Origin of the sequence: Bordetella ansorpii, assembly GCF_900078705.1 — a bacterium.
Taxonomy (GTDB): Bacteria; Pseudomonadota; Gammaproteobacteria; order Burkholderiales; family Burkholderiaceae_B; genus Bordetella; species Bordetella ansorpii_A.
Genome location: NZ_FKIF01000010.1, coordinates 1 through 20,474 on the forward strand (window position 1 = coordinate 1; position 20,474 = coordinate 20,474).

Sequence of the window (20,474 nt, forward strand, 5' to 3'; positions counted from 1 at the left end):
CCAAATTATCGCCTAAGTGGGAAACGAAGTGGGAAGGCATAGACAGTCAGGAGGTTGGCTTAGAAGCAGCCACCCCTTTAAAGAAAGCGTAATAGCTCACTGATCGAGTCGTCCTGCGCGGAAGATGTAACGGGGCTAAGCGATAAACCGAAGCTGCGGGTGTGTACCTTTGGTACACGCGGTAGGAGAGCGTTCTGTAAGCCTGCGAAGGTGGCTTGTAAAGGCTGCTGGAGGTATCAGAAGTGCGAATGCTGACATGAGTAGCGATAAAGGGGGGTGAAAAGCCTCCTCGCCGTAAGTCCAAGGTTTCCTGCGCAACGTTCATCGGCGCAGGGTGAGTCGGCCCCTAAGGCGAGGCAGAGATGCGTAGCTGATGGGAAGCTGGTTAATATTCCAGCACCGTCGTACAGTGCGATGGGGGGACGGATCGCGGAAGATCATCAGGGTGTTGGATGTCCCTGTTGCTGCATTGAAGAGGGTACTTAGGCAAATCCGGGTACATGACTCAAGGGTGTGGCGCGAGCGAATTTATTCGCGAAGTGATTGGAAGTGGTTCCAGGAAAAGCCTCTAAGCTTCAGCTGTACGAGACCGTACCGCAAACCGACACAGGTGGACGGGATGAATATTCCAAGGCGCTTGAGAGAACTCGGGAGAAGGAACTCGGCAAATTGATACCGTAACTTCGGGAGAAGGTATGCCCTGTTAGGGTGAGTTGCCTGCGCAACGAGCCTGAGAGGGTCGCAGAGAATCGGTGGCTGCGACTGTTTATTAAAAACACAGCACTCTGCTAAGACGAAAGTCGACGTATAGGGTGTGACGCCTGCCCGGTGCCGGAAGGTTAAGTGATGGGGTGCAAGCTCTTGATCGAAGCCCCGGTAAACGGCGGCCGTAACTATAACGGTCCTAAGGTAGCGAAATTCCTTGTCGGGTAAGTTCCGACCTGCACGAATGGCGTAACGATGGCCACACTGTCTCCTCCCGAGACTCAGCGAAGTTGAAGTGTTTGTGATGATGCAATCTACCCGCGGCTAGACGGAAAGACCCCATGAACCTTTACTGTAGCTTTGCATTGGATTGTGAACCGGCCTGTGTAGGATAGGTGGGAGGCGCAGAAACTCAGTCGCCAGATTGAGTGGAGCCAACCTTGAAATACCACCCTGGTTTGTTTGCGGTTCTAACCTTGGTCCGTTATCCGGATCGGGGACAGTGCATGGTGGGCAGTTTGACTGGGGCGGTCTCCTCCCAAAGCGTAACGGAGGAGTTCGAAGGTACGCTAGGTACGGTCGGAAATCGTGCTGATAGTGCAATGGCATAAGCGTGCTTGACTGTGAGACTGACAAGTCGAACAGGTGCGAAAGCAGGACATAGTGATCCGGTGGTTCTGAATGGAAGGGCCATCGCTCAACGGATAAAAGGTACTCTGGGGATAACAGGCTGATACCGCCCAAGAGTTCATATCGACGGCGGTGTTTGGCACCTCGATGTCGGCTCATCTCATCCTGGGGCTGTAGCCGGTCCCAAGGGTATGGCTGTTCGCCATTTAAAGAGGTACGTGAGCTGGGTTTAAAACGTCGTGAGACAGTTTGGTCCCTATCTGCCGTGGGCGTTGGATACTTGACGGAGCCTGTTCCTAGTACGAGAGGACCGGAATGGACGTACCGCTGGTGTACCGGTTGTCATGCCAATGGCATTGCCGGGTAGCTAAGTACGGAAGAGATAACCGCTGAAGGCATCTAAGCGGGAAACTCGTCTGAAGATTAGGTATCCCTGAGAGCTTGACTCTCCTGTAGGGTCGTTCAAGACCAGGACGTTGATAGGTCAGGTGTGCAAGTGCAGTAATGCATTGAGCTAACTGATACTAATTGCCCGTGAGGCTTGATCCTATAACTCTACAGTCTTCATAAGCGGCGCCATCGAGCGCGCCGCCAAGGTGCTAACGCGCACCGTGCCGGCGAGAACGCCGTGCAAACACAACCCAACATACCTATCCAACACGCTTTACGTCGCAGGAACCTACCCCCTGCACCGCGTGCTTCTTCTTCAGAGCGTTTGACACACACGTCAACCGCTCAACCCCTTACGCCTGACGACCATAGCAAGGTGGTCCCACCCCTTCCCTTCCCGAACAGGACCGTGAAACACCTTTGCGCCGATGATAGTGGATGTACATCTGTGAAAGTAGGTCATCGTCAGGCTCTTATCCCCAAAACCCCGTAGACCAACCGTCTGCGGGGTTTTGCTTTTGCGGTTTCGAAACCGTAGCGAGGTGGTCGAATCATGGACATCAAGGCATTAATCCCCGGAGCGGAACGCGTGATTGAAATGCTCGGGTGCTGGCCGTCCTTCCATGGCGCGGAGGTTGTCTCCTTTTCCGTGTCCCGTGCGCTGCCGGGGCAGGCGCCGTCGACCACCGCCAATTTGTTCGTGCACGCGCGGGCCGATCATGGCGAGGAAATCGCCGCGGCGGCCGGCCAGAGCAGCCACAGCGCCTTGATCGAGCTGGTGATGCGCGATATCGAGCATCTGGCCCTGTACGATTTCAATGAACAGAATGTCCTGGACCTGATCGACTTCAGCCAATCGGGCGGCACCTTGATCGCCGTCGAGATCGTGTCGGATTGGGGCGTGGGCGGCGCGGTTCGCTGCGCGCACGTAGAGGTTGGCCAGATCCTGTCTCTGGCTTGAGTCTGGCCGCGGATCCGAGGCCATCCGCCTGACGGGCGCGGGCCTTTCAACCTCCCCGCATCTCGATCGGCGTTCTTTCCAGAAAGCGCTCGAGCGCGCCGAGAAACGTCTGTTCCGCCAGCGACAGCTTGCGTTGCTTGTGCCAGGTCAGGAAGACATCGATCTCGGCCATGACGTCATCGGGCAGCACACGCTTCAGGTCGCCGGCCAGTATGTCCTGCCGGATCATGTGTTCGGGCAGGCAGCTCAGGCCCATGCCGGCGATGACCATGCGCCGGATCTCTTCCACATAAGGCGACGTGCCGACGATGCGGCCGGTGAAGCCCTGCTGATCGCGGAAGATCGTCAGCGGCGACAGTGTGTCGCCCAATTGGTCGCTGGCGAAGCTGACGAAGCTCTGGTCGAGCAGGTCTTCGACCTGGATGTTCCGGCGCGAGAAAAGCGGGTGGTTGCGCCCGCAGACCATCACGTAGCGATGGCGCATGAAAATGCGCCGCTCCAGGCTGTCGATGGCCTTGCGGCACAGGCAGATGCCCAGGGCAGGGATCCGCTTGCTGAGCGCATCGAGGATGAAGGTGCTTTGCATGACATCCACGTAGAACTCGATCTTCGGGTAGCGGCGGTGGAATTGCATCAGGAATTCGTCATAGGCCGCGCTCTGGATCTTGCTTATCAGCATCAGGCGCAGCGTGCCGGCGATCTCGCCCTCGTCCTGGGCGGCGGCCTCGTCGATGCGCGCCACCATGCCGTACATGTCGCGGGCGATGCCATAGAGGGCTTCGCCCAGGCCTGTCAGCCTGAACTCTCCATTACGCCGGTACAGCAGCGTGCCCCCCACGGCGTCTTCCAGGCGCTTCAAGGCCTGGCTGACCGCGGGCTGGCTCAGGTGCAGGGCGGTGGCCGCGCGGCTGATGCCGCGCTCCTGCACCACGAACATGAAGGTGCGCAGCAGGTTCCAGTCCAGGCGTTCCGGCGAGAGCGGAGAGACGGGCTTGCTGGGCTGGGCGGCGTTGGACATGGCTTGGCTTGGCGATGACGTCGAATAAGAGGGCTTGCGCGGACTGCGCGACACATCGCATCGCGCATCGCCAGGCATGTCCGACGCCCGAGAAAAAGGCGGTCGCCTTTTCCAATGAGCCGGTCGAGCCGGCGCGGCCTTACACGCTGGCCAATCCGTTGAAGAAGCGTTCGGCGTTGTCTTCCAGGCCTTCGATATAGTAGCCGCCCTCTTGCACGACGACCGTAGGCACGTCGAACCGACCGACGGCGCGGCCCAGTCGCTCGAAGCCGTTGGCGCTGACCGCGACCATGGCCTGCGGATCCTTCTCGAAGACGTCGAAGCCCAGCGAGAGCACCAGCGCATCGGGCTGGAACAGTTCGATGGCGCGCCGCGCCTGGTCCAGGCGGTCGAAGAACACCGGTTCCGGCGAGCCGTGCGGCATGGGCAGGTTGACGTTGTAGCCGTAGCCTTCGCCGGCGCCGCGCTCGTCCTCGAAGCCCGCCACGACGGGATAGAAGTTCTCCGGGTCTCCGTGGATGGAGACGTACAGCACGTCGCGGCGCTCGTAGAAGATCTCCTGGATGCCCTGGCCATGGTGCATGTCGGTGTCCAGGATGGCCACGCGCTTGTACTTCGCGGTAAGCATCTGCGCGGCGATGGCGGCGTTGTTCAGGTAGCAGAAGCCGCCCGCGGCATCGCGGCGGGCATGGTGGCCGGGGGGACGGCACAGGGCGTAGGCCTGGCGGCCGCCGTCCAGCAGGGCCTGCGCGCCGCTGATGGCGCATTGCGCGGCCCAGTAGGCCGAGCGCCATGTATTGGGGCCGACCGGGCAACTGCCGTCGGCCAGGTAACGCGCGGCCTGGGCCAGCACGCCGCGCAGGGCGTTGGGCTCGCGCACGAAGACATTGGAGACGACTTCGTCGCCCCAGTCGTCGGGCAGTTGCTTCCAGCGTGGATGGGCATCCTGCAGGAAACGCAGGTACTCGAGCGCATGCACGGCGCCGATGGCGGCGGCGCCCGCGTCGGCCGGCTGGATCACGTCGAACTTCAGCTTGCGCACGCCCTCGACCAGCGCGTCCAGGCGGGACGGCACTTCCTGTGGCGTGCGCATTTTGCCGCGCGAGAAATAGGTTTGCGGGTGATGCAGCTTCTGGTCGGGATGGTAGAAGGTCTTCATGCTCGTACCGTGGAAGGTGCGGGTTGCGTGCCGGGCTTGCGCTCGGTCAGGAAGGCCACCGACAGCATCGACAGCAGGGCGATGACGCTGAACAGCAGGGCCAGCGGCCACCATTGGCCCGCGAACTTCTGGGCAAGAATGGTGCCCAGCATCGGGGTCAGGCCGCCGAAGATGGCGCCGGACAGTTGATAGGCCATGGAGATACCGGTGTAGCGGATGCGGGTCGGGAAGCTGTCGCTGACGTGGCCGGCGATGACGGCGTAGTAGGCGCCCATGAACATCACGGCCACGCCTACGCCCAGCGTCAGGGACAGCAGGGTGCCCTGGTCGACCAGGTTGAACATGGCGTAGGGCGTGAACAGGGAGATGAACGACGTGATCAGCAGGAAACGGCGGTTGCCGATCCGCGAGGCGATGTAGGCGGACAGCGGCGTGATGAAGAACTGCATGATCGAGACCAGCAGCAGGCAGTCGAGGATGACGGCGCGTGTCAGGCCCACGTATTGCGTGGTGTAGGCCAGCATGAAGGTATTGGTGAAGTAGAAGCCGGCAATGCCCAGCACGTTGGCGCCGACGGCCAGCACCAGCAGGCGGGGCGCGCCGCGCAGCACTTCGAACAGCGGCACCTTCTCTTCTTCCTTCGCGGCGGCACGCTGGGCGCGGGCTTCCTGCTCGGCCAGGAAGTCGGGCGATTCCTGCACGCTCATGCGGATGGCGAAGCCCACGATCAGCAGCACGGCGCTGAACAGGAACGGCACGCGCCAGCCCCAGCTCATGAACTCGGCGTCGTCCAGCGAGGTGACCAGCTTGAACATCAGCATCGACAGGATCAGGCCGGCAGGGCTGCCCAACTGCGCGAACGAGGCGAAGAAGGTGCGCTTGCTCTTGTCGGGCGAGTGTTCGCCGGCCATCAGCACGGCGCCGCCCCATTCGCCGCCGACGGCGATGCCTTGCACCAGGCGCAGCAGCACCAGCAGGATGGGCGCCCAGATGCCGATGGAGGCATAGGTGGGCAGCAGGCCGATCAGTATGGTGACCGAGCCCATCATCAACAGCGTGATGACCAGCGATTTCTTGCGGCCGATGCGGTCGCCGATGTGGCCGAACACCGCGCCGCCGAAGGGGCGGGCGAAGAAGCCGACGGCGAACGTGCCGAAGGCGGCCAGCGTGCCGTAGAACCCGTCGGCCGACGGGAAGAACAGTTTGCCGAACACCAGCGCGGCCGCGGTGGCGTAGATGTAGAAGTCATACCACTCGATCATGGTGCCGACGAATGCGGCGCCGGAAGCGCGGACGGGCTGGTGCGTCGCCGTGGTGGGATTCCCCTTCATTTCTTTTCTCTCGATGCGGTGCGGTGCGGTGTGGTTTGGCCGGCGGGATTGCACGGTGGCCGGTCGCTTTTATACGTCTGGCCGTCGCTATAAGAAAAATTCTAAATATTTATTCCCTGCATTCGTCTGAATTATGTGGATGAGCGGAGCGCCGCTTGCGGCAGGATCTTCCTCCGCCGGTTGGATTCAAAAAAACAGTTATGGATCAGGTGCTTGGGGAAATCATGTTCGCCGTGCGGCGCGGCGGAAAAGGCCGTGATGGGACCCCCCGCTGAACGGCTTGCGGCCTGCCGGCATCAGTGAAAGTACGGGGGGCGGTGGCGCCAGACCTGGAGATTGCGGATGAGGGAAATGCCCGGGGGACCGCGTCAGGGGCTCCGGGGGGACTCAGGTTCGTCCCGGGCGGACGCGCCGCAGGCATACGATTGCCGGTCGATGCCGTGCTTGCGCAGCTTGTCGTAGAAGGTCTTGCGGGGCAGGCCCAGCGCATGCAGCGTGGCCCGTACATCGCCGCCGTTTTCGGCCAGGGCCTGGCGGATGAGGTGGGCCTCGTGGCGCTCGACGCGCTGGTGCAGCGTGGGCGGTTCGCCCGACGGCGTATCGGCGTCGGCCCGCGTGGCGGGCGGCAGCACGCCCAGCACGAAGCGCTCCGCGTAATGGGCCAGCTCGCGGATGTTGCCCGGCCAGCCGTATTGCGCCAGATGATCGCGTATGGCGCCTGACAGCACGGGCACGTCGCGCCGGAAGCGCCGGGCGGCCAGGCCCACATAGTGCGCGAACAGCAGCGGGATGTCCTCGCGCCGTTCGCGCAGCGGCGGCAGGTGCACGGTGACGACGTTCAGCCGGTAGTACAGGTCGTCACGGAACTGGAACCGCGCGCGCACGGCCGGATCGCCCAGGTCGACCTTCGCGGCGGCCACCACGCGCAGGTCCACGTCGCGTACCTCGTTGGTGCCCAGCGGCGCGACCTGGCGGCTTTCCAGCACGCGCAGCAGCTTGACCTGCACGGCGGGCGGCATGCTTTCGATTTCGTCCAGGAACAGGGTGCCGCCGCCGGCATGCTCGATACGGCCGATGCGCTTTCTCTGCGCCCCGGTGAAGGCGCCGGGTTCGTGGCCGAAAAGTTCGCTTTCGATGACGGTCTCGGGCAGCGCGCCGCAGTTGATGGCGACCAGCGGCCGGTCGCGCCGTCCGCTCAGGCGGTGCAGCACGGTGGCCACGACCTCCTTGCCGGTGCCGGTCTCGCCTTCGATCAGCACGTCCACGTCGGCGCCCGCGACATGGCGCAGGGTGTCCTTGATGCGTTGCATGGCCGGCGTGGCGCCGATGAAGGCCTGCTCGTCGAAATCGGTTTCCTGGGCCGTCTGGCGCAGTTGCCGGTTCTCCAGCAGCAGCCGCCGTTTCTCGGCCGCGCGGCCGATGGCGGCCAGCAGCATGTCCGAGGGATAGGGCTTGGCCAGGAAATCGTAGGCGCCATCGCGCATGGCCTGCACGGCCATGGGAATGTCGCCGTGCCCGGTGATCAGAATGACGGGAATATCGGGATCCCGCCTGCGCACGTGCCGGAAGAACTCCAGGCCGTCCATGCCGGGCATGCGCACGTCGGTGACGACCACGCCGGCATAGCCGCTGTCCAGTTGCGCCAGCGCGGCTTCGGCGTTGCCGTGCGCGTGCACGTCGTAGCCGTGCAGCATGAGAGTCTGGGCGGTGGCGCGCAGCAGGTCGGCGTCGTCATCGACCAGCGTGACGGGACAGGCGGCGGGCGCGTCCAGGAAAGGAACCGGTGTATGTGCGGTAGTGGTCATGCGTGGCTGGCGATCGCGGCGGCGCACCGCGTGACGGGACGCGTTTGATGCGCGTCCGGCAGAGAGGGGGCGTGGCGGCGCGTCATGCGGACTCGGCGGCCGGGGCGGCGGCCAGGGTGACGGTGAAGATGGCGCCATGCGGCGTGGCATCGGCGGCGTACAGCCCGCCGCCGAATTCGGTGAGGATGTCGCGGCAGATGATGAGGCCCAATCCCAGTCCTTCGGGCTTGGTGGTCTGGAAGGGCGTGAACAGTTTCTCGCGCAGTTCGGGCGCCAGGCCGGGGCCGTTGTCGCGGATGTGGACGAGCACCTGGCCCGTCGCGCCGGCGGGGCCCCGGGCGGCCAGGCCATGGGATGCCCGCGGCGCCTCGCCTGGCGGGCTTTGGGGCTCGATCAGGATGTCGATGCGCGGATCGACGCTGTCCTGCAGCGCATCCATGGCGTTCTGCAGCAGATTCACGAAAACCTGTTCCAGGCGCATGCGGTCCGCAAGCACTTTCAGGTGCGGCCGGCCCGGATGCGTCAGCAGTACGCGTTGCCGCGTGATGCGGGGCCCCACCAGCAGCAGGGCGCCTTCGAGGGCGTCGTCCAACGGGATGGGCGCCACGCTGGCGGCGGCCTTGCGCGAGAATGCGCGCAGTTCGCCCGTGATGCCGCCGATGCGTTCGGTCAGCGCGGCGATGGTGCGCAGGTTCTCCAGCACCGCGGCGTCCTGGCCGCGGCGGGCGAACTCGGCCGTGTTGTCGGCATAGGCCCTGATGGCCGCGGCCGGCTGGTTGATCTCATGCGCGACACCCGCGGCCACCTGGCCCAGCAGCGCCAGCTTGTTGGCCTGCACCAGTTCGTCCTGCATCTGGTGCAGGCGCGCCTCGGCATGCTGGCGCTCGTCGATCAGGGCCTGCAACTCGGTATTGGCGCGCCGCAGTTCGCCGGTGCGTTGCTGCACCTGGTGTTCCAGCTCGGCGCGCACGACGGCCTGGGCGTGCGCGCGGCGCCGCGCGCGGGTACGCAGATGGATGTACAGGCCGGCGGACAGCCCGCAGGCCGTCAGCGCCAGCAGCGTGGCCAGTTGGGCGTTGGCCGCGGCGCGGTCGATGGCCGGCTGCACGGAGGAGAGCGTGTGCAGCGTCCAATGGTCTGAGCTGGCCACCGGAAAGGCGGTATGCAGCAGCCGCGAGCCGGCGGGTTGCCTGCGCAGGGCTTCACGCGCGCGCACCAGCGTGCCGGCATCCTGCGATCCCGATGGCAGCGTCACGGGCAGCGGTTCGAAGCGCGCGTCGCCGAACTGCTGGTTGGCCCGCATGGCTTGCGCCGTGGCCTCGGGCAGCGGGCCGATGGCGCGGAAACGCCAGTCGGCCACGTTGCCCATCAGCACCACGCCGTTGCCGTCGGTGATGAACAGGGCGTCTTCCAGGGCCTCCCAGTTGCGTTCGAGAAGAGTGAAGTCCATCTTCAGCACGATCACGCCCAGCAGCTTGCCGGCGCTGTCGGAAATGCGGCGCGACAGGTACAGGCCGGGTTCGTGGCTGATGGTGCCCAGGGCGAAATATTCCGCCTCGCCCTCGCTGGCCGCGCGCCGGAAGTACGGGCGGAACTGGTAGTCGACGCCGACGAAGGTGGCCGGCTCGTTCCAGTTGCTGGCCGCGATGGCCAGGCCGGCCATGTCCAGCAGGTAAATGGCGGAGGCGCCCACGCCCCGGCTGAGCGCCGTGAGCTTGTGGTCCAGTTGCAGGATGCGCTCGGACTCGGGCGCCAGCAGCGTGGCGCGCACCTCGGGGTCCTGCGCGAGCACGAAGGGCACCGAGCGGAATTTGTCCAGGCTGCTGCGCAGGGCCACGGTGTTGAGCTGCGCGGCGGCGCGGGCGTGGGCGGCCAGTTCCTGGACCGCGCGGTCGGCCCCCCAGACGCCAGCCCGGTGCACCAGCCAGGCGGCCAGCGCCAGCACGGCCAGCAGCAGCGCGGCGCGCATCCCGCGGCGGACGGAGGGGATCGGTTCCGGCGGCACGGCATGCGTGCCGCGGCTGGCGGTACCGGCCGGGGGGGAAGTGAGATTTCGGGACATGCGTGCGTAAAAAGGCGCCGCGCCGGCTGTGTGGAATTCCGCACATTCTACCCCCGATGGTGTGCGGGCTTCCGCCCGCCTCCTTTGCCCCATCCGGGGGCGTCACAAAAAAGTCCCGCACCTTTCAAGGGCTTAATGCACTGCTGCGGTGCAACAAAAATCTGGCACGCCAATTGCATAAGCATCGTGGATGCCGCGCCCGCCGTGCGGCAAGGGACTTTGAAAAAAACATCCGGTCCATACGCCTGGACAACAGGCCGGATCCGGTTTTTGGTGGGGACATTCCCAATGCTCGACGTCAGCCAGGGCGACGCTACGCCCGTTCGCAAGCAAAAGTTCTATCAGATCCTGTACGTGCAGGTTCTATTCGCCATCGTGGTGGGCATCCTGCTGGGTCACTTCCACGCGCAGTGGGGCGAAGCCATGAAGCCGCTGGGCGATGGTTTCATCAAGCTGGTCAAGATGATCATCGCGCCGGTGATCTTCCTGACGGTGACCACCGGCATCGCCGCCATGAGCGACCTGAAGAAGGTCGGCCGCGTGGTCGGCAAGGCGATGATCTACTTCCTGATCTTCTCGACGCTGGCGCTGGTCGTGGGCATGATCGTCAGCCACGTGGTGCAGCCGGGCGCCGGCATGCACATCAACCCGGCCTCGCTGGATTCGAAGGCGGTGCAGGACTACGTCAACAAGGCGCACGATTCCACCATCACGGGTTTCCTGCTGAACATCATCCCCAACACGATGGTCAGCCCGTTCGTGTCGGGCGACATCCTGCAGGTGCTGTTCGTGGCGGTGCTGTTCGGCATTTCGCTGGCCATCGTGGGCGAGCGCGGCCGTCCGGTCACGGCTTTCCTGCAGGCGCTGGCCTCGCCGGTGTTCAAGCTGGTGGCCATCCTGATGCGCGCGGCGCCCATCGGCGCGTTCGGCGCCATGGCCTTCACCATCGGCAAGTACGGTATCGGTTCGGTGGTCAACCTGGCCATGCTGGTCGGCACGTTCTACCTGACCGCGTTGCTGTTCGTGGTGATCGTGCTGGGCGCGGTGGCCCGCTACAACGGCTTCTCGATCTTCAGCCTGATCCGCTACATCCGCGAAGAACTGCTGCTGGTGCTGGGCACGAGTTCGTCCGAAGCCGCGCTGCCCACGCTGATGCAGAAGATGGAGCGCGCCGGTTGCGCCAAGTCGGTGGTGGGCCTGGTCGTGCCGACCGGCTACTCGTTCAACCTGGACGGCACCAACATCTACATGACGATGGCCGCGTTGTTCATCGCCCAGGCTTGTGACATCCCGCTGTCGCTGGGCGACCAGATCCTGCTGCTGCTGGTGGCGATGCTGAGTTCGAAGGGCGCCGCCGGCGTCACGGGCGCGGGCTTCATCACCCTGGCCGCCACGCTGTCTGTGGTGCCGACCATCCCGGTGGCCGCGATGGCGCTGATCCTGGGCGTGGACCGCTTCATGTCCGAATGCCGCGCCCTGACCAACCTGGTCGGCAACGCCACCGCCGCCGTCGTCGTGGCCCGCTGGGAAGGCGAACTGGACCGCGAGCGCCTGGATGCCGCCATGGCCGGCAACGCGCTGCCCCTGGACGAGCCCGCCGCCATGCCCGCCCATCAACCGAGCGTGAGCCACGCGTAAGGCGTAGACGTACAGAGCAAGGTCCCGCTGCTCACGAGGCAGCGGGAAGCAGGAGGGCCGGGATGACCGGCCCTTCTTTTTGCGTATTCGAGGATGGCCTCGCGCGATCAGGGGATCTGGATGTCCGCGCGGGCCAGCAGCGCGGCGGTTTCGAACAGCGGCAGTCCCATCACGCCGCTGTAGCTGCCGGCGATGTGGGCGATGAATGCGCTGGCCAGGCCCTGGATGCCGTAGGCGCCGGCCTTGCCGAAGGGCTCGCCACTGTCGCAATAGCGTTCGCGTTCGGCGTCCGTGGTCGCGCGCATGCCGACGCGCGTGACGGACAGGGCTTCGTGCAGTCGGCCATCGACGGCCAGCACCACGGCGGTATGCACCTCGTGCTCGACGCCGGACAGCGCCTGCAGGATACGCAGCGCATCGGTGCGGTCGGCGGGCTTGCCCAGCACGGCGCCGTCCAGGATGACGGTGGTGTCCGCCGCCAGGATGGGCAGGATTGCCAGACGTTGCTCGCGCATCCACGTGACCGCCCGCCGCGCCTTGTCGAGCGCGGTGCGTTGCACGTAGTCGGCGGCGCTTTCGCCGGGCAGTTGCGGTTCGTCCTCTCCGGGCGGCGCGGGCACGCGCAGCACCTCGTGCGCCACGCCGATCTGCTGCAGCAGTTCGCGTCGGCGCGGGCTGGCCGAAGCCAGGTACAGGCGAGGGGCGGAGGCGGGCGTGTGGGCGTCGGACATGTTGGGATGCGCGGGAGGGATGAGGCGCCGCCTGGCCGGACCGTGGACCGGCACGCCCGGTTCAGGGGAGGCGGATGTGGCCAGAGGCCTTTTGCCGGGCGGGGCGTCAGGCGCGATGATACGGGTGATTGGTCATGATCGCCCAGGCGCGGTAGAGCTGCTCGGCCAGCAGCACGCGCACCATGGGATGCGGCAAGGTCAGCGAGGACAGGCGCAGCAGGCCGTCGCACGAGGCCTTCAGCGCGGCGTCCAGGCCATCGGGCCCGCCCACCAGGAAAGCGACGTCGCGGCCGCCCGACCGCCATTGTTCGAGCTGCTGGGACAGCGCCATGGTGGTGAGGTCGCGTCCGCGCTCGTCAAGCGCCAGGCGCAGCGCGCCCGACGGCAAGGCGGCCTCGATGCGGCGCGCTTCCGCCGCCATCATCTGGGCCGGTGTCTTGCCGGTGGTGCGGGGTTCGGGCTTGATCTCGCGCAGCTCCAGCGCGCAATCGGACGGCAGGCGCTTGGCGTAGTCGTCCCAGGCCGTCTCGACCCAGCCGGGCATGCGGGTGCCGACGGCCAGTACGATGAGTTTCATGGGGAAGGAGGCTACGCCGGTTCGTCGTCGCTGGTGAACATGGCCGAGCGGGCCGTCGATTCAGGCAGCAGCTTGACGCGCACCGGCTTGTCGCCCCAGATCTCTTCCAGGTTGTAGTACTGCCGGATGGCCGGCTGCATGATGTGGATGACGATGTCGCCCAGGTCGACCACGACCCATTCGCCGGTATCTTCGCCTTCGATCGTGATGCCGGTGAGTTTCAGGGCGCGGCCGCAATCGGCCACGCTGGCGGCCAAGGCTCGCGTCTGCCGGTTGGAGGTCGCGGTGGCCATCACCACGCGATCGAACAGGCTGGTCAGGTGCGTGGTGTTGAAGACTTTGATGTCTTGCGCCTTGACGTCTTCGAGGGCATCGATGACGGCGCGCTGTAGTTTTTGAATATCCATGTGTTCCAAATATAACCCGCACGCAGGATGCTCGTGCATCCTTCGTGCAACAGGGGACAGGCTTAGCGGTAAAGGCCGTGCGCCGCGATGTAGCCGGCGACGGCCGGGTTGAGCATGCTGGCGGCGGGCGCGCCGTGCGCCAGCCGTTCGCGGATGCCGGAGGCCGACACGTCCATGGGCGCGAACGGCAGTTCCTGCAGGACGTGCCCATGGTCTTGCAGCCATTGGGCCAGTTCGTCCGGCACGTGCAGGGCGGTGCCGGGGCGCACCGCGACGGCCAGGTCGACCATCGCGGCGATGTCCTGCCAGGCCCGCCAGGTGCAGAAGTTGGCCAGTTGGTCGGCGCCCAGCAGCCAGACGTACCGGCCAGGGGGCAGGGCGCGCAGCGTGTCGATGGTGTAGGTGGCGCCGCCGCGCGTGATCTCGATCGGATTGACGGCCAGGCCGGGATGGCCATCGACGGCCAGTTCCAGCATGCGCAGGCGGTGTTCGGGCGCGGCCTTGAGCGGTGCGCGCTGCCAGGGATTGGCGGCCGGGATCAGTTGGACTTCAGCCAGGTCCAACGCGCGCACGGCCGCCTGGGCCAGCGCGATGTGCGCGTCGTGCACGGGGTCGAAGCTGCCGCCCAGCAGGCCGATACGGCGGTCGGCGCGGCGGCCGGCGAGGTCGCCATCCTGCCGGGGCGCATTTCCGGCGATGCCAGGCGGGTTCATGCGGCGGCCCGGGGGCGGGACGCCTGGATGCCGGGCGCGCGCATCGGGATACGGGGCCCCGGGGTCATACCCATTCCCGGGGAGAAAGATAGGCGGCCAGCTCGCTCTCGGGCGTGCCGGGCCGCGGCTGCCAATCGTAGCGCCAGTGGGCGACGGGCGGCATCGACAGCAGGATCGATTCGGTGCGGCCGCCCGATTGCAGGCCGAACAGCGTGCCGCGGTCGTAGACCAGGTTGAATTCGACGTAGCGGCCGCGGCGATAGGCCTGGAAATCGCGTTCGCGTTCGCCGTAGGGCAGGTCGCGGCGGCGTTCGACGATGGGCAGGTAGGCGCCCAGGAAGCTGTCGCCCACCGAGCGCACCAGCGCGAACGAGGCGTCGAAGCCCGGTTCGTTCAGGTCGTCGAAGAAGATGCCGCCGATGCCGCGCGTTTCGTTGCGGTGCTTCAGGAAGAAGTACTCGTCGCACCAGCGCTTGTAGCGCGGATAGTAGTCGGCGCCGTGCGGCGCCAGCGCGTCGCGGCAGGCCTGGTGGAAGTGACGGGCGTCTTCGGCGTGGGGGTAGTACGGCGTGAGGTCGATGCCGCCGCCGAACCAGAACACGTCGCGTTCGTCGTGGCCGGGGCGCGCCGAGGCCAGGAACATGCGCACGTTCATGTGCGTGGTGGGCACGTGGGGATTGCGCGGGTGCAGCACCATGGACACGCCCATGGCCTGCCAGGGCCGGCCGGCCAGCTCGGGCCGGTGCGCGCTGGCGGAAGGCGGCAGGCGCGTGCCCATGACGTGGCTGAACAGCACGCCGCCGCGTTCGAGCAATTGACCGCCTTCGATCAGGCGCGAGATGCCGCCGCCGCCTTCCTCGCGCTGCCATTGGTCGGTGCGCAAGGGCTCGCCGCCCGCCTGTTCGAGGGCCTGCACGATGCGGGTTTGCAGGCCGGTGAAATAGTCGCGGACGGCGGTGGCGGAGACGGCTTCGGTCATGGGCGGTGCGATGGGACTACGAGCGCGGCTTCTGCTGCGAGGGTTTCAGCGCGCGCCAGCCGATGTCGGAGCGGTACTGGCGGCCGTCGAAGTGGACGGCGGACACGGTTTCGTAGGCCCGTTCGCGCGCGATGCGGATCGAGTCGGCCAGCGCCGTGACGCACAGCACACGGCCGCCCGAGGTCTGCACCTGGCCGTTTTCACGCCTGGTGGCGGCGTGGAAGACCATGACGTCGTCGGCGTCGGCCGGCAGGCCGTTGATGACGTCGCCGGTGCGCGGCGTGCCCGGGTAGTTGTGCGCGGCCAGGACCACGCCCAACGCGGTGCGGCGGTCCCAGGTGATGTCGGCCTGGTCCAGCGTGCCTTCCACGGCGTGCTCGAGCGCGTCCAGCAGGTCGCTCTTGATGCGCATCATGATGGGCTGGGTTTCGGGATCGCCCATGCGGCAGTTGAATTCCAGCGTCTTGATGGCGCGGTCGGGGCTGTCGCCCGGGGCGATCATCAGGCCGGCATACAGGAAGCCGGTGTACGGAATGCCGTCGCGCGCCATGCCCTGCACGGTCGGCAGGATGATTTCGCGCATGATGCGGTGGTGCAGTTCCGGCGTGACGATGGGGGCGGGCGAATAGGCACCCATGCCGCCGGTGTTGGGGCCGGCGTCGCCATCCTGCAGGCGCTTGTGGTCCTGGCTGGTGGCCAGGGCCAGCACGTTGCGGCCATCGCACATGACGATGAAGCTGGCTTCTTCGCCGACCAGGAATTCCTCGATGACCACGCGCGCGCCGGCGGCGCCCAGCGCGCCGTCGCCCAGCATGGCGTCGATGGCGTCGTGGGCTTCCTCGGCGGTCATGGCGACCACCACGCCCTTGCCGGCGGCCAGGCCGTCGGCCTTGATGACGATGGGCGCGCCTTGCTGGTCGACGTAGGCATGCGCCTGCGCCGGATCGGTGAAGGTGGCGTACGCGGCCGTGGGGATGCCGTGGCGCATCATGAAGGCCTTGGCGTAGTCCTTCGAGCTTTCGAGCTGGGCGGCGGCGCGGGTGGGGCCGAAGATCTTCAGGCCGCGCGCGCGGAACACGTCGACCACGCCGGCGGCCAGGGGAGCCTCGGGGCCGACCACGGTGAGCGACACGCCGTTCTGCTGGACGAAGTCGGCCAGCTCTTCGGGGTGGGTGAGGGCGAGGTTTTCGAGCAGGTCGCCCTGCTCGGTGCCGCCGTTGCCGGGAGCGACGTAGACCTTGTGGACGCGCGGTGAACGTGCGAGCCGCCAGGCGAGAGCGTGTTCGCGGCCGCCCGAGCCGATAACCAGGAGTTTCATGAGAATAATGTGGTGATGCTTGAAGTTGCCACTTCGGCCCGTAGTGGAATAGTCGCCCCGCCAGTACATGCCGGCCAGGCTGGTCCGCCAGCGTTGCGCGGCACCCCTAGCCGCAGCAGCGCCGCTCGCTTCATTGCGCTTCGTCGAATACGACGTTGGTGTAGACGTCCTGCACGTCGTCCAGGCCTTCCAGGGCGTCGAGCAGTTTCTGCATTTTCACGGCGTCTTCGCCGGCCAGTTCGGTTTCGTTCAGGGCTTTCTGGATGATGCCGTCGACCTCGGCCTTCAGGCCGGCGGCGTCGAAGGCCTGGCGCACGGCGGCGTAGTCGGCCGGGGCGCACAGCACCTCGATGACGCCTTCTTCATCGGTGGCGACGTCTTCGGCGCCGGCTTCCAGGGCGGTCTCCATGACCTTGTCCTCGGAGGTGCCGGGGGCGAACACGAACTGGCCGCAATGCTTGAACATGAACGCGACCGAGCCCTCCTGGCCCAGGTTGCCGCCGTTCTTGGCAAAAGCATGGCGAACTTCGGCGACGGTGCGGGTGCGGTTGTCGGTCATGCACTCGACGATGACCGCCGCGCCGCCGATGCCGTAGCCTTCGTAGCGGACTTCTTCGTAATTGGCGCCATCGGCGCCGCCCGCGCCGCGTTGGATCGCGCGCTGGACGTTGTCTTTGGGCATGTTGGCGTCGGTGGCCTTGTCCCAGGCCAGACGCAGGCGCGGATTGGTATCCGGATCAGGGCCGCCGGCACGGGCGGCAACGGTGATCTCGCGGATGATCTTGGTCCAGAGCTTGCCCCGCTTGGCGTCCTGGCGGCCCTTGCGGTGCTGGATATTGGCCCATTTGCTGTGTCCGGCCATGGTTACTCTTATCTAATAATGGTGTCAAAGAACGTTATTTTAGCCTGCCCGACCTTGCCGCGCCGTCAGGAGTGTGTCGCGCGCGCCACGCACGGGCGTCTACACTTGCGCCACCACACCCCGTCCCCCTGGAGTCCAAGCCCATGACCGCTCCTCTCATCGTCGCCCGGAATGCCCGGGCGGAACTGGCGCTGCTGCCGGCCCTGGCCAACCGCCACGGCTGCATCACCGGGGCCACCGGCACCGGCAAGACGGTCACGCTGCAGGTGATGGCCGAGGCCTTCTCGCGCATCGGCACGCCGGTGTTCATGGCCGACGTCAAGGGCGACCTGACCGGCATCTCGCAGGCGGGCGCCAGTTCGCCCAAGCTGCAGGAGCGCCTGCAAAAGCTGGGCTTGCCCGAGCCGGCCTGGGGCGCCAGCCCCGTGGCGCCGTGGGACGTGTTCGGCAGGCAGGGGCTGCCGGTGCGCGCCACCGTGTCCGACATGGGGCCGCTGCTGCTGTCGCGCATGCTGGAACTGAACGATACGCAGGAAGGCGTGCTGACCCTGGTGTTCCGCGTGGCCGATGACGAAGGCCAACTGCTGCTGGACATGAAAGACCTGCGGGCGATGCTGCAGAACGTGGCCGATCGCGCCAGCGAGCTGAAGACGCGCTACGGCAACGTGTCCTCGGCCTCGGTGGGGGCCATCCAGCGCAGCCTGCTGCGCCTGGAATCGCAGGGCGCCGGCCAGTTCTTCGGCGAACCCATGCTGGACGTGGCCGACCTGATGCGCACCGATGCGCAAGGGCGCGGCATCGTCAACGTCCTGGCGGCCGACCAGCTGATGCAGGCGCCGCGCCTGTACGGTGTGTTCCTGCTGTGGCTGCTGGCCGAGCTGTTCGAGAAGCTGCCCGAGGTGGGCGACGTGGAGCAGCCCAGGCTGGTGTTCTTCTTCGACGAGGCGCACCTGCTGTTCAAGGACGCGCCCGACGCATTGCTGCAGAAAATCGAGCAGGTGGTGCGCCTGGTGCGCTCCAAGGGCGTGGGCGTGTTTTTCGTCACCCAGAATCCGCTGGATATTCCCGACTCCGTGCTGGGCCAGTTGGGCAATCGCGTGCAGCACGCGTTGCGCGCCTTCACGCCGCGCGACCAGAAGGCGGTGCGCACGGCCGCGCAGACCATGCGGCCGAATCCCGGATTGGACATCGAGGCGGCCATCACCGAGCTGGGCGTGGGCGAGGCGCTGGTGTCGCTGCTGGACGAGAAGGGCCGGCCGATGCCCACCGAGCGCGCATGGATCATGCCGCCGGGCAGCCGCATCGGCCCGGCCACGGATGCCGAACGGCAGGCGCTGCGGCAGGGCAGCACGCTGGCGGGGAAGTATGCGCAGGCCATCGACCGTCAATCTGCCTACGAGGTGCTGACGGCGCGGGCGGCTTCGGACGTGCCGGCGGGCAGCAGCGGCGCCGGCAAGGCTCCCCCGGGCAAGACGGCGCCCACGACCGCCGCGCCCCGGGAAGAGGAAGGCGGGCTGATGAAAAGCGTGAACGAGGTGCTGTTCGGCTCGGTCGGCCCGCGCGGCGGACGCCGCGACGGCGTGGTGCAGTCGGTGGCCAAGAGCACCGCGCGCTCGGTGGCGCGCGAGTTGGTGCGGGGCGTGTTGGGGTCGTTGCTGGGATCGCGCCGGCGCTAAGGCGCCGCGGCCGGGCGGCCGCGCGACATCAGTTGCTTGCCCGGCCGCCGGGTCTCTTTGCTGTCCCGGTTGGCCTCTTTAACCGACGTGCTTCGCCACGTCTTCCAGCGTGCGTCCGAAGCGGTCCACCATGTCGCGCACCTGGGTTTCCTGGATGATGAGCGGCGGACAGAAGGCGACGGTGTCGCCGATGCCGCGCACGATCAGGCCGTGATCGTGCGCGCGCTCGTAGGCATAGCCGCCGGCGCGGCCCACGGGGTCGAAGGGGCGCTTGGTGGCCTTGTCCGCCACCAGTTCCACGCCGGCGATCAAGCCCACGCCGCGCACTTCGCCCACCAGCGGGTGGTCGGCATAACCGCGCAGCAGTTCGTGCATCAGCGCGCCCATGTCCGCGGCGTTCTGAATGAGGTTGCGCTCGTCGATGATCTTCAGGTTTTCCAGCGCGACGGCGGTGGCCACGGGGTGGCCGCTGGCGGTGTAGCCGTGGCCGAAGGTGCCCAGCTTGCCGCTGTGTTCGGCCACGGGGCCGGCCACGCGCTCGTTGATCAGCACCGCGCCCAGCGGCTGGTAGGACGAGGTGATCTGCTTGGACAGCACCAGGATGTCGGGCTCGATGCCGAAGCGTTCCGAACCGAATCGCATGCCCAGGCGGCCGAAGCCGGTGATGACTTCGTCGGCGATGACCAGCACGTCGTGCTTGCGGCACACGGCCTGGATCTTCTCCCAATAGGTGCGCGGCGGCACGACCACGCCGCCCGCGCCCATGACGGGCTCGCCGATGAAGGCGGCCACGGTGTCGGCGCCTTCGCGCAGGATCAGCGCGTCCAGCTCGTTGGCCAGGCGGGTGGCGAAGTCTTCCTCGCTTTCGCCGGGCAGCGCGTTGCGGTAGTGGTGCGGGCAGCCGGTGTGGAAGATCTGCGGCAGCGGCAGGTCGAAGTCTTTGTGGTTGCCGGGCAGGCCGGTCATGCTGGCCGAAGCCACGGTGACGCCGTGGTAGCCGCGCTGGCGCGCGATGATCTTCTTCTTGTCGCGGCGGCCCATCGCGTTGTTGTAGAACCAGACCAGCTTGACGACGGTGTCGTTGGCCTCGGACCCCGAATTGGTGAAGAAGGCCTTGGACATGCGGCCGCCGGTGTAGCCGATCAGGCGCTCGGCCAGTTCGATGACCGCCGGGTGCGACTTGTGCGTGAACGTGTGGTAATAGGGCAGTCTGGTCAACTGGCGGTGCGCGGCCTCGGCCAGGCGTGGTTCGCCGAAGCCCACGGCCACGCTCCACAGGCCCGACATCGCTTCCAGATAGCGATTGCCCTGGTCGTCGTACACGTAGATGCCCTCGCCGCGCTCGATCACGCGCGGCCCGACCGCGCGGTGCTTGACCGCGTTGGTGTACGAATGCAGGTGGTGCTGGACGTCTTGCTGTTGGGCGGGGCTGAGTTCCGACATGGGCCAGGGATCCGGGGGAGGCTTGGGTTATGGGGGCGCGCGCATCACGCACGAAGGGGTGATGCGCGC

The 20,474-nt window shown here is 66.3% G+C and carries 16 protein-coding genes and 2 rRNA genes; 5 read left to right on the top strand and 13 right to left on the bottom strand.

Translation table 11 applies throughout. From position 1 onward, the window contains the following. The 3 genes from A6745_RS24510 to A6745_RS24520 form a co-directional block, all read left to right on the top strand. Positions 1 to 1,884, top strand: a 23S ribosomal RNA gene (locus tag A6745_RS24510); the annotation flags it as partial. Between the two features lie 199 nt (positions 1,885 to 2,083). Continuing rightward, a 5S ribosomal RNA gene (rrf, locus tag A6745_RS24515) occupies positions 2,084 to 2,196 on the top strand. A gap of 82 nt (positions 2,197 to 2,278) precedes the next feature. Continuing rightward, positions 2,279 to 2,686, top strand: coding sequence for an Imm50 family immunity protein (locus A6745_RS24520; protein ID WP_082853273.1), 408 nt, complete (start codon positions 2,279 to 2,281; stop codon positions 2,684 to 2,686). A gap of 46 nt (positions 2,687 to 2,732) precedes the next feature. Here the strand turns inward: A6745_RS24520 and A6745_RS24525 are convergent, their stop codons facing one another. The 5 genes from A6745_RS24525 to A6745_RS24545 form a co-directional block, all read right to left on the bottom strand. Next, positions 2,733 to 3,704: a LysR family transcriptional regulator gene (locus A6745_RS24525; protein ID WP_066134775.1), complete on the bottom strand. Its 972-nt coding sequence runs from the start codon at positions 3,702 to 3,704 to the stop codon at positions 2,733 to 2,735. 139 nt (positions 3,705 to 3,843) lie between these two features. Continuing rightward, a complete protein-coding gene (locus A6745_RS24530) occupies positions 3,844 to 4,863 on the bottom strand; it encodes a histone deacetylase family protein (RefSeq protein WP_066133256.1) in 1,020 nt (339 codons plus the stop codon). Beyond that, positions 4,860 to 6,194 (bottom strand): MFS transporter, encoded by a 1,335-nt coding sequence (locus A6745_RS24535; protein ID WP_066133259.1) that lies wholly within the window; start codon positions 6,192 to 6,194, stop codon positions 4,860 to 4,862. Before A6745_RS24535 ends, A6745_RS24530 begins: the two co-directional genes overlap by 4 nt. A 368-nt stretch (positions 6,195 to 6,562) precedes the next feature. Further along, positions 6,563 to 7,999, bottom strand: a complete 1,437-nt coding sequence (locus A6745_RS24540; protein ID WP_066133262.1) for a sigma-54-dependent transcriptional regulator — start codon at positions 7,997 to 7,999, stop codon at positions 6,563 to 6,565. An 82-nt stretch (positions 8,000 to 8,081) separates the two neighbouring features. Beyond that, on the bottom strand, positions 8,082 to 10,061 hold the full coding sequence (locus A6745_RS24545) for a sensor histidine kinase (RefSeq protein ID WP_231886087.1): 1,980 nt from the start codon (positions 10,059 to 10,061) through the stop codon (positions 8,082 to 8,084). Positions 10,062 to 10,349: 288 nt separating this feature from the next. On the opposite strand from A6745_RS24545, the gene A6745_RS24550 reads away from it, so the two are divergent. Next, positions 10,350 to 11,699 (top strand): dicarboxylate/amino acid:cation symporter, encoded by a 1,350-nt coding sequence (locus A6745_RS24550; protein WP_066133267.1) that lies wholly within the window; start codon positions 10,350 to 10,352, stop codon positions 11,697 to 11,699. Positions 11,700 to 11,806: 107 nt separating this feature from the next. Here the strand turns inward: A6745_RS24550 and A6745_RS24555 are convergent, their stop codons facing one another. From A6745_RS24555 to A6745_RS24585, 7 genes are all read right to left on the bottom strand, one after another. Further along, the gene (locus tag A6745_RS24555) at positions 11,807 to 12,430 is read right to left on the bottom strand and encodes a Maf family protein (protein WP_066133270.1); all 624 of its coding nucleotides are present in this window, start codon (positions 12,428 to 12,430) and stop codon (positions 11,807 to 11,809) included. 106 nt (positions 12,431 to 12,536) lie between these two features. Next, a complete protein-coding gene (gene rlmH / locus A6745_RS24560; protein ID WP_066133273.1) occupies positions 12,537 to 13,007 on the bottom strand; it encodes a 23S rRNA (pseudouridine(1915)-N(3))-methyltransferase RlmH in 471 nt (156 codons plus the stop codon). Between the two features lie 11 nt (positions 13,008 to 13,018). Beyond that, positions 13,019 to 13,414: a ribosome silencing factor gene (gene rsfS / locus A6745_RS24565; protein ID WP_066133275.1), complete on the bottom strand. Its 396-nt coding sequence runs from the start codon at positions 13,412 to 13,414 to the stop codon at positions 13,019 to 13,021. A 62-nt stretch (positions 13,415 to 13,476) separates the two neighbouring features. Continuing rightward, positions 13,477 to 14,127, bottom strand: a complete 651-nt coding sequence (nadD, locus tag A6745_RS24570) for a nicotinate (nicotinamide) nucleotide adenylyltransferase (protein ID WP_082853275.1) — start codon at positions 14,125 to 14,127, stop codon at positions 13,477 to 13,479. A 64-nt stretch (positions 14,128 to 14,191) separates the two neighbouring features. Beyond that, positions 14,192 to 15,106: an oxygen-dependent coproporphyrinogen oxidase gene (hemF, locus tag A6745_RS24575; RefSeq protein ID WP_066133278.1), complete on the bottom strand. Its 915-nt coding sequence runs from the start codon at positions 15,104 to 15,106 to the stop codon at positions 14,192 to 14,194. A 16-nt stretch (positions 15,107 to 15,122) separates the two neighbouring features. Then, a complete protein-coding gene (gene purD / locus A6745_RS24580) occupies positions 15,123 to 16,424 on the bottom strand; it encodes a phosphoribosylamine--glycine ligase (protein WP_066133281.1) in 1,302 nt (433 codons plus the stop codon). A gap of 130 nt (positions 16,425 to 16,554) precedes the next feature. Beyond that, entirely contained in the window at positions 16,555 to 17,286 is a 732-nt protein-coding gene (locus A6745_RS24585; protein WP_066133282.1) for a YebC/PmpR family DNA-binding transcriptional regulator, read from the bottom strand. A gap of 143 nt (positions 17,287 to 17,429) precedes the next feature. Between A6745_RS24585 and A6745_RS24590 the strand changes: the two genes are divergently transcribed. Further along, on the top strand, positions 17,430 to 18,962 hold the full coding sequence (locus A6745_RS24590; protein WP_066133285.1) for a helicase HerA-like domain-containing protein: 1,533 nt from the start codon (positions 17,430 to 17,432) through the stop codon (positions 18,960 to 18,962). 78 nt (positions 18,963 to 19,040) lie between these two features. Here A6745_RS24590 and A6745_RS24595 read toward each other — a convergent pair whose 3' ends face one another. Further along, entirely contained in the window at positions 19,041 to 20,405 is a 1,365-nt protein-coding gene (locus tag A6745_RS24595) for an aspartate aminotransferase family protein (protein ID WP_066133286.1), read from the bottom strand. Positions 20,406 to 20,474 lie beyond the last annotated feature (69 nt).

What these genes read in the sequence shown, in the direction of transcription:
- A6745_RS24520 (WP_082853273.1), top strand. Translation starts at nt 2,279, where the DNA reads ATGGACATCAAGGCATTAATCCCCGGAGCGGAACGCGTGATTGAAATG.
- hemF (WP_066133278.1), bottom strand. Translation starts at nt 15,106, where the DNA reads ATGACCGAAGCCGTCTCCGCCACCGCCGTCCGCGACTATTTCACCGGC.
- nadD (WP_082853275.1), bottom strand. Translation starts at nt 14,127, where the DNA reads ATGAACCCGCCTGGCATCGCCGGAAATGCGCCCCGGCAGGATGGCGAC.
- A6745_RS24590 (WP_066133285.1), top strand. Translation starts at nt 17,430, where the DNA reads ATGACCGCTCCTCTCATCGTCGCCCGGAATGCCCGGGCGGAACTGGCG.
- A6745_RS24595 (WP_066133286.1), bottom strand. Translation starts at nt 20,405, where the DNA reads ATGTCGGAACTCAGCCCCGCCCAACAGCAAGACGTCCAGCACCACCTG.
- A6745_RS24545 (WP_231886087.1), bottom strand. Translation starts at nt 10,061, where the DNA reads ATGTCCCGAAATCTCACTTCCCCCCCGGCCGGTACCGCCAGCCGCGGC.
- A6745_RS24585 (WP_066133282.1), bottom strand. Translation starts at nt 17,286, where the DNA reads ATGGCCGGACACAGCAAATGGGCCAATATCCAGCACCGCAAGGGCCGC.
- A6745_RS24550 (WP_066133267.1), top strand. Translation starts at nt 10,350, where the DNA reads ATGCTCGACGTCAGCCAGGGCGACGCTACGCCCGTTCGCAAGCAAAAG.
- A6745_RS24535 (WP_066133259.1), bottom strand. Translation starts at nt 6,194, where the DNA reads ATGAAGGGGAATCCCACCACGGCGACGCACCAGCCCGTCCGCGCTTCC.
- A6745_RS24525 (WP_066134775.1), bottom strand. Translation starts at nt 3,704, where the DNA reads ATGTCCAACGCCGCCCAGCCCAGCAAGCCCGTCTCTCCGCTCTCGCCG.
- rlmH (WP_066133273.1), bottom strand. Translation starts at nt 13,007, where the DNA reads ATGAAACTCATCGTACTGGCCGTCGGCACCCGCATGCCCGGCTGGGTC.
- A6745_RS24540 (WP_066133262.1), bottom strand. Translation starts at nt 7,999, where the DNA reads ATGACCACTACCGCACATACACCGGTTCCTTTCCTGGACGCGCCCGCC.
- A6745_RS24555 (WP_066133270.1), bottom strand. Translation starts at nt 12,430, where the DNA reads ATGTCCGACGCCCACACGCCCGCCTCCGCCCCTCGCCTGTACCTGGCT.
- rsfS (WP_066133275.1), bottom strand. Translation starts at nt 13,414, where the DNA reads ATGGATATTCAAAAACTACAGCGCGCCGTCATCGATGCCCTCGAAGAC.
- A6745_RS24530 (WP_066133256.1), bottom strand. Translation starts at nt 4,863, where the DNA reads ATGAAGACCTTCTACCATCCCGACCAGAAGCTGCATCACCCGCAAACC.
- purD (WP_066133281.1), bottom strand. Translation starts at nt 16,424, where the DNA reads ATGAAACTCCTGGTTATCGGCTCGGGCGGCCGCGAACACGCTCTCGCC.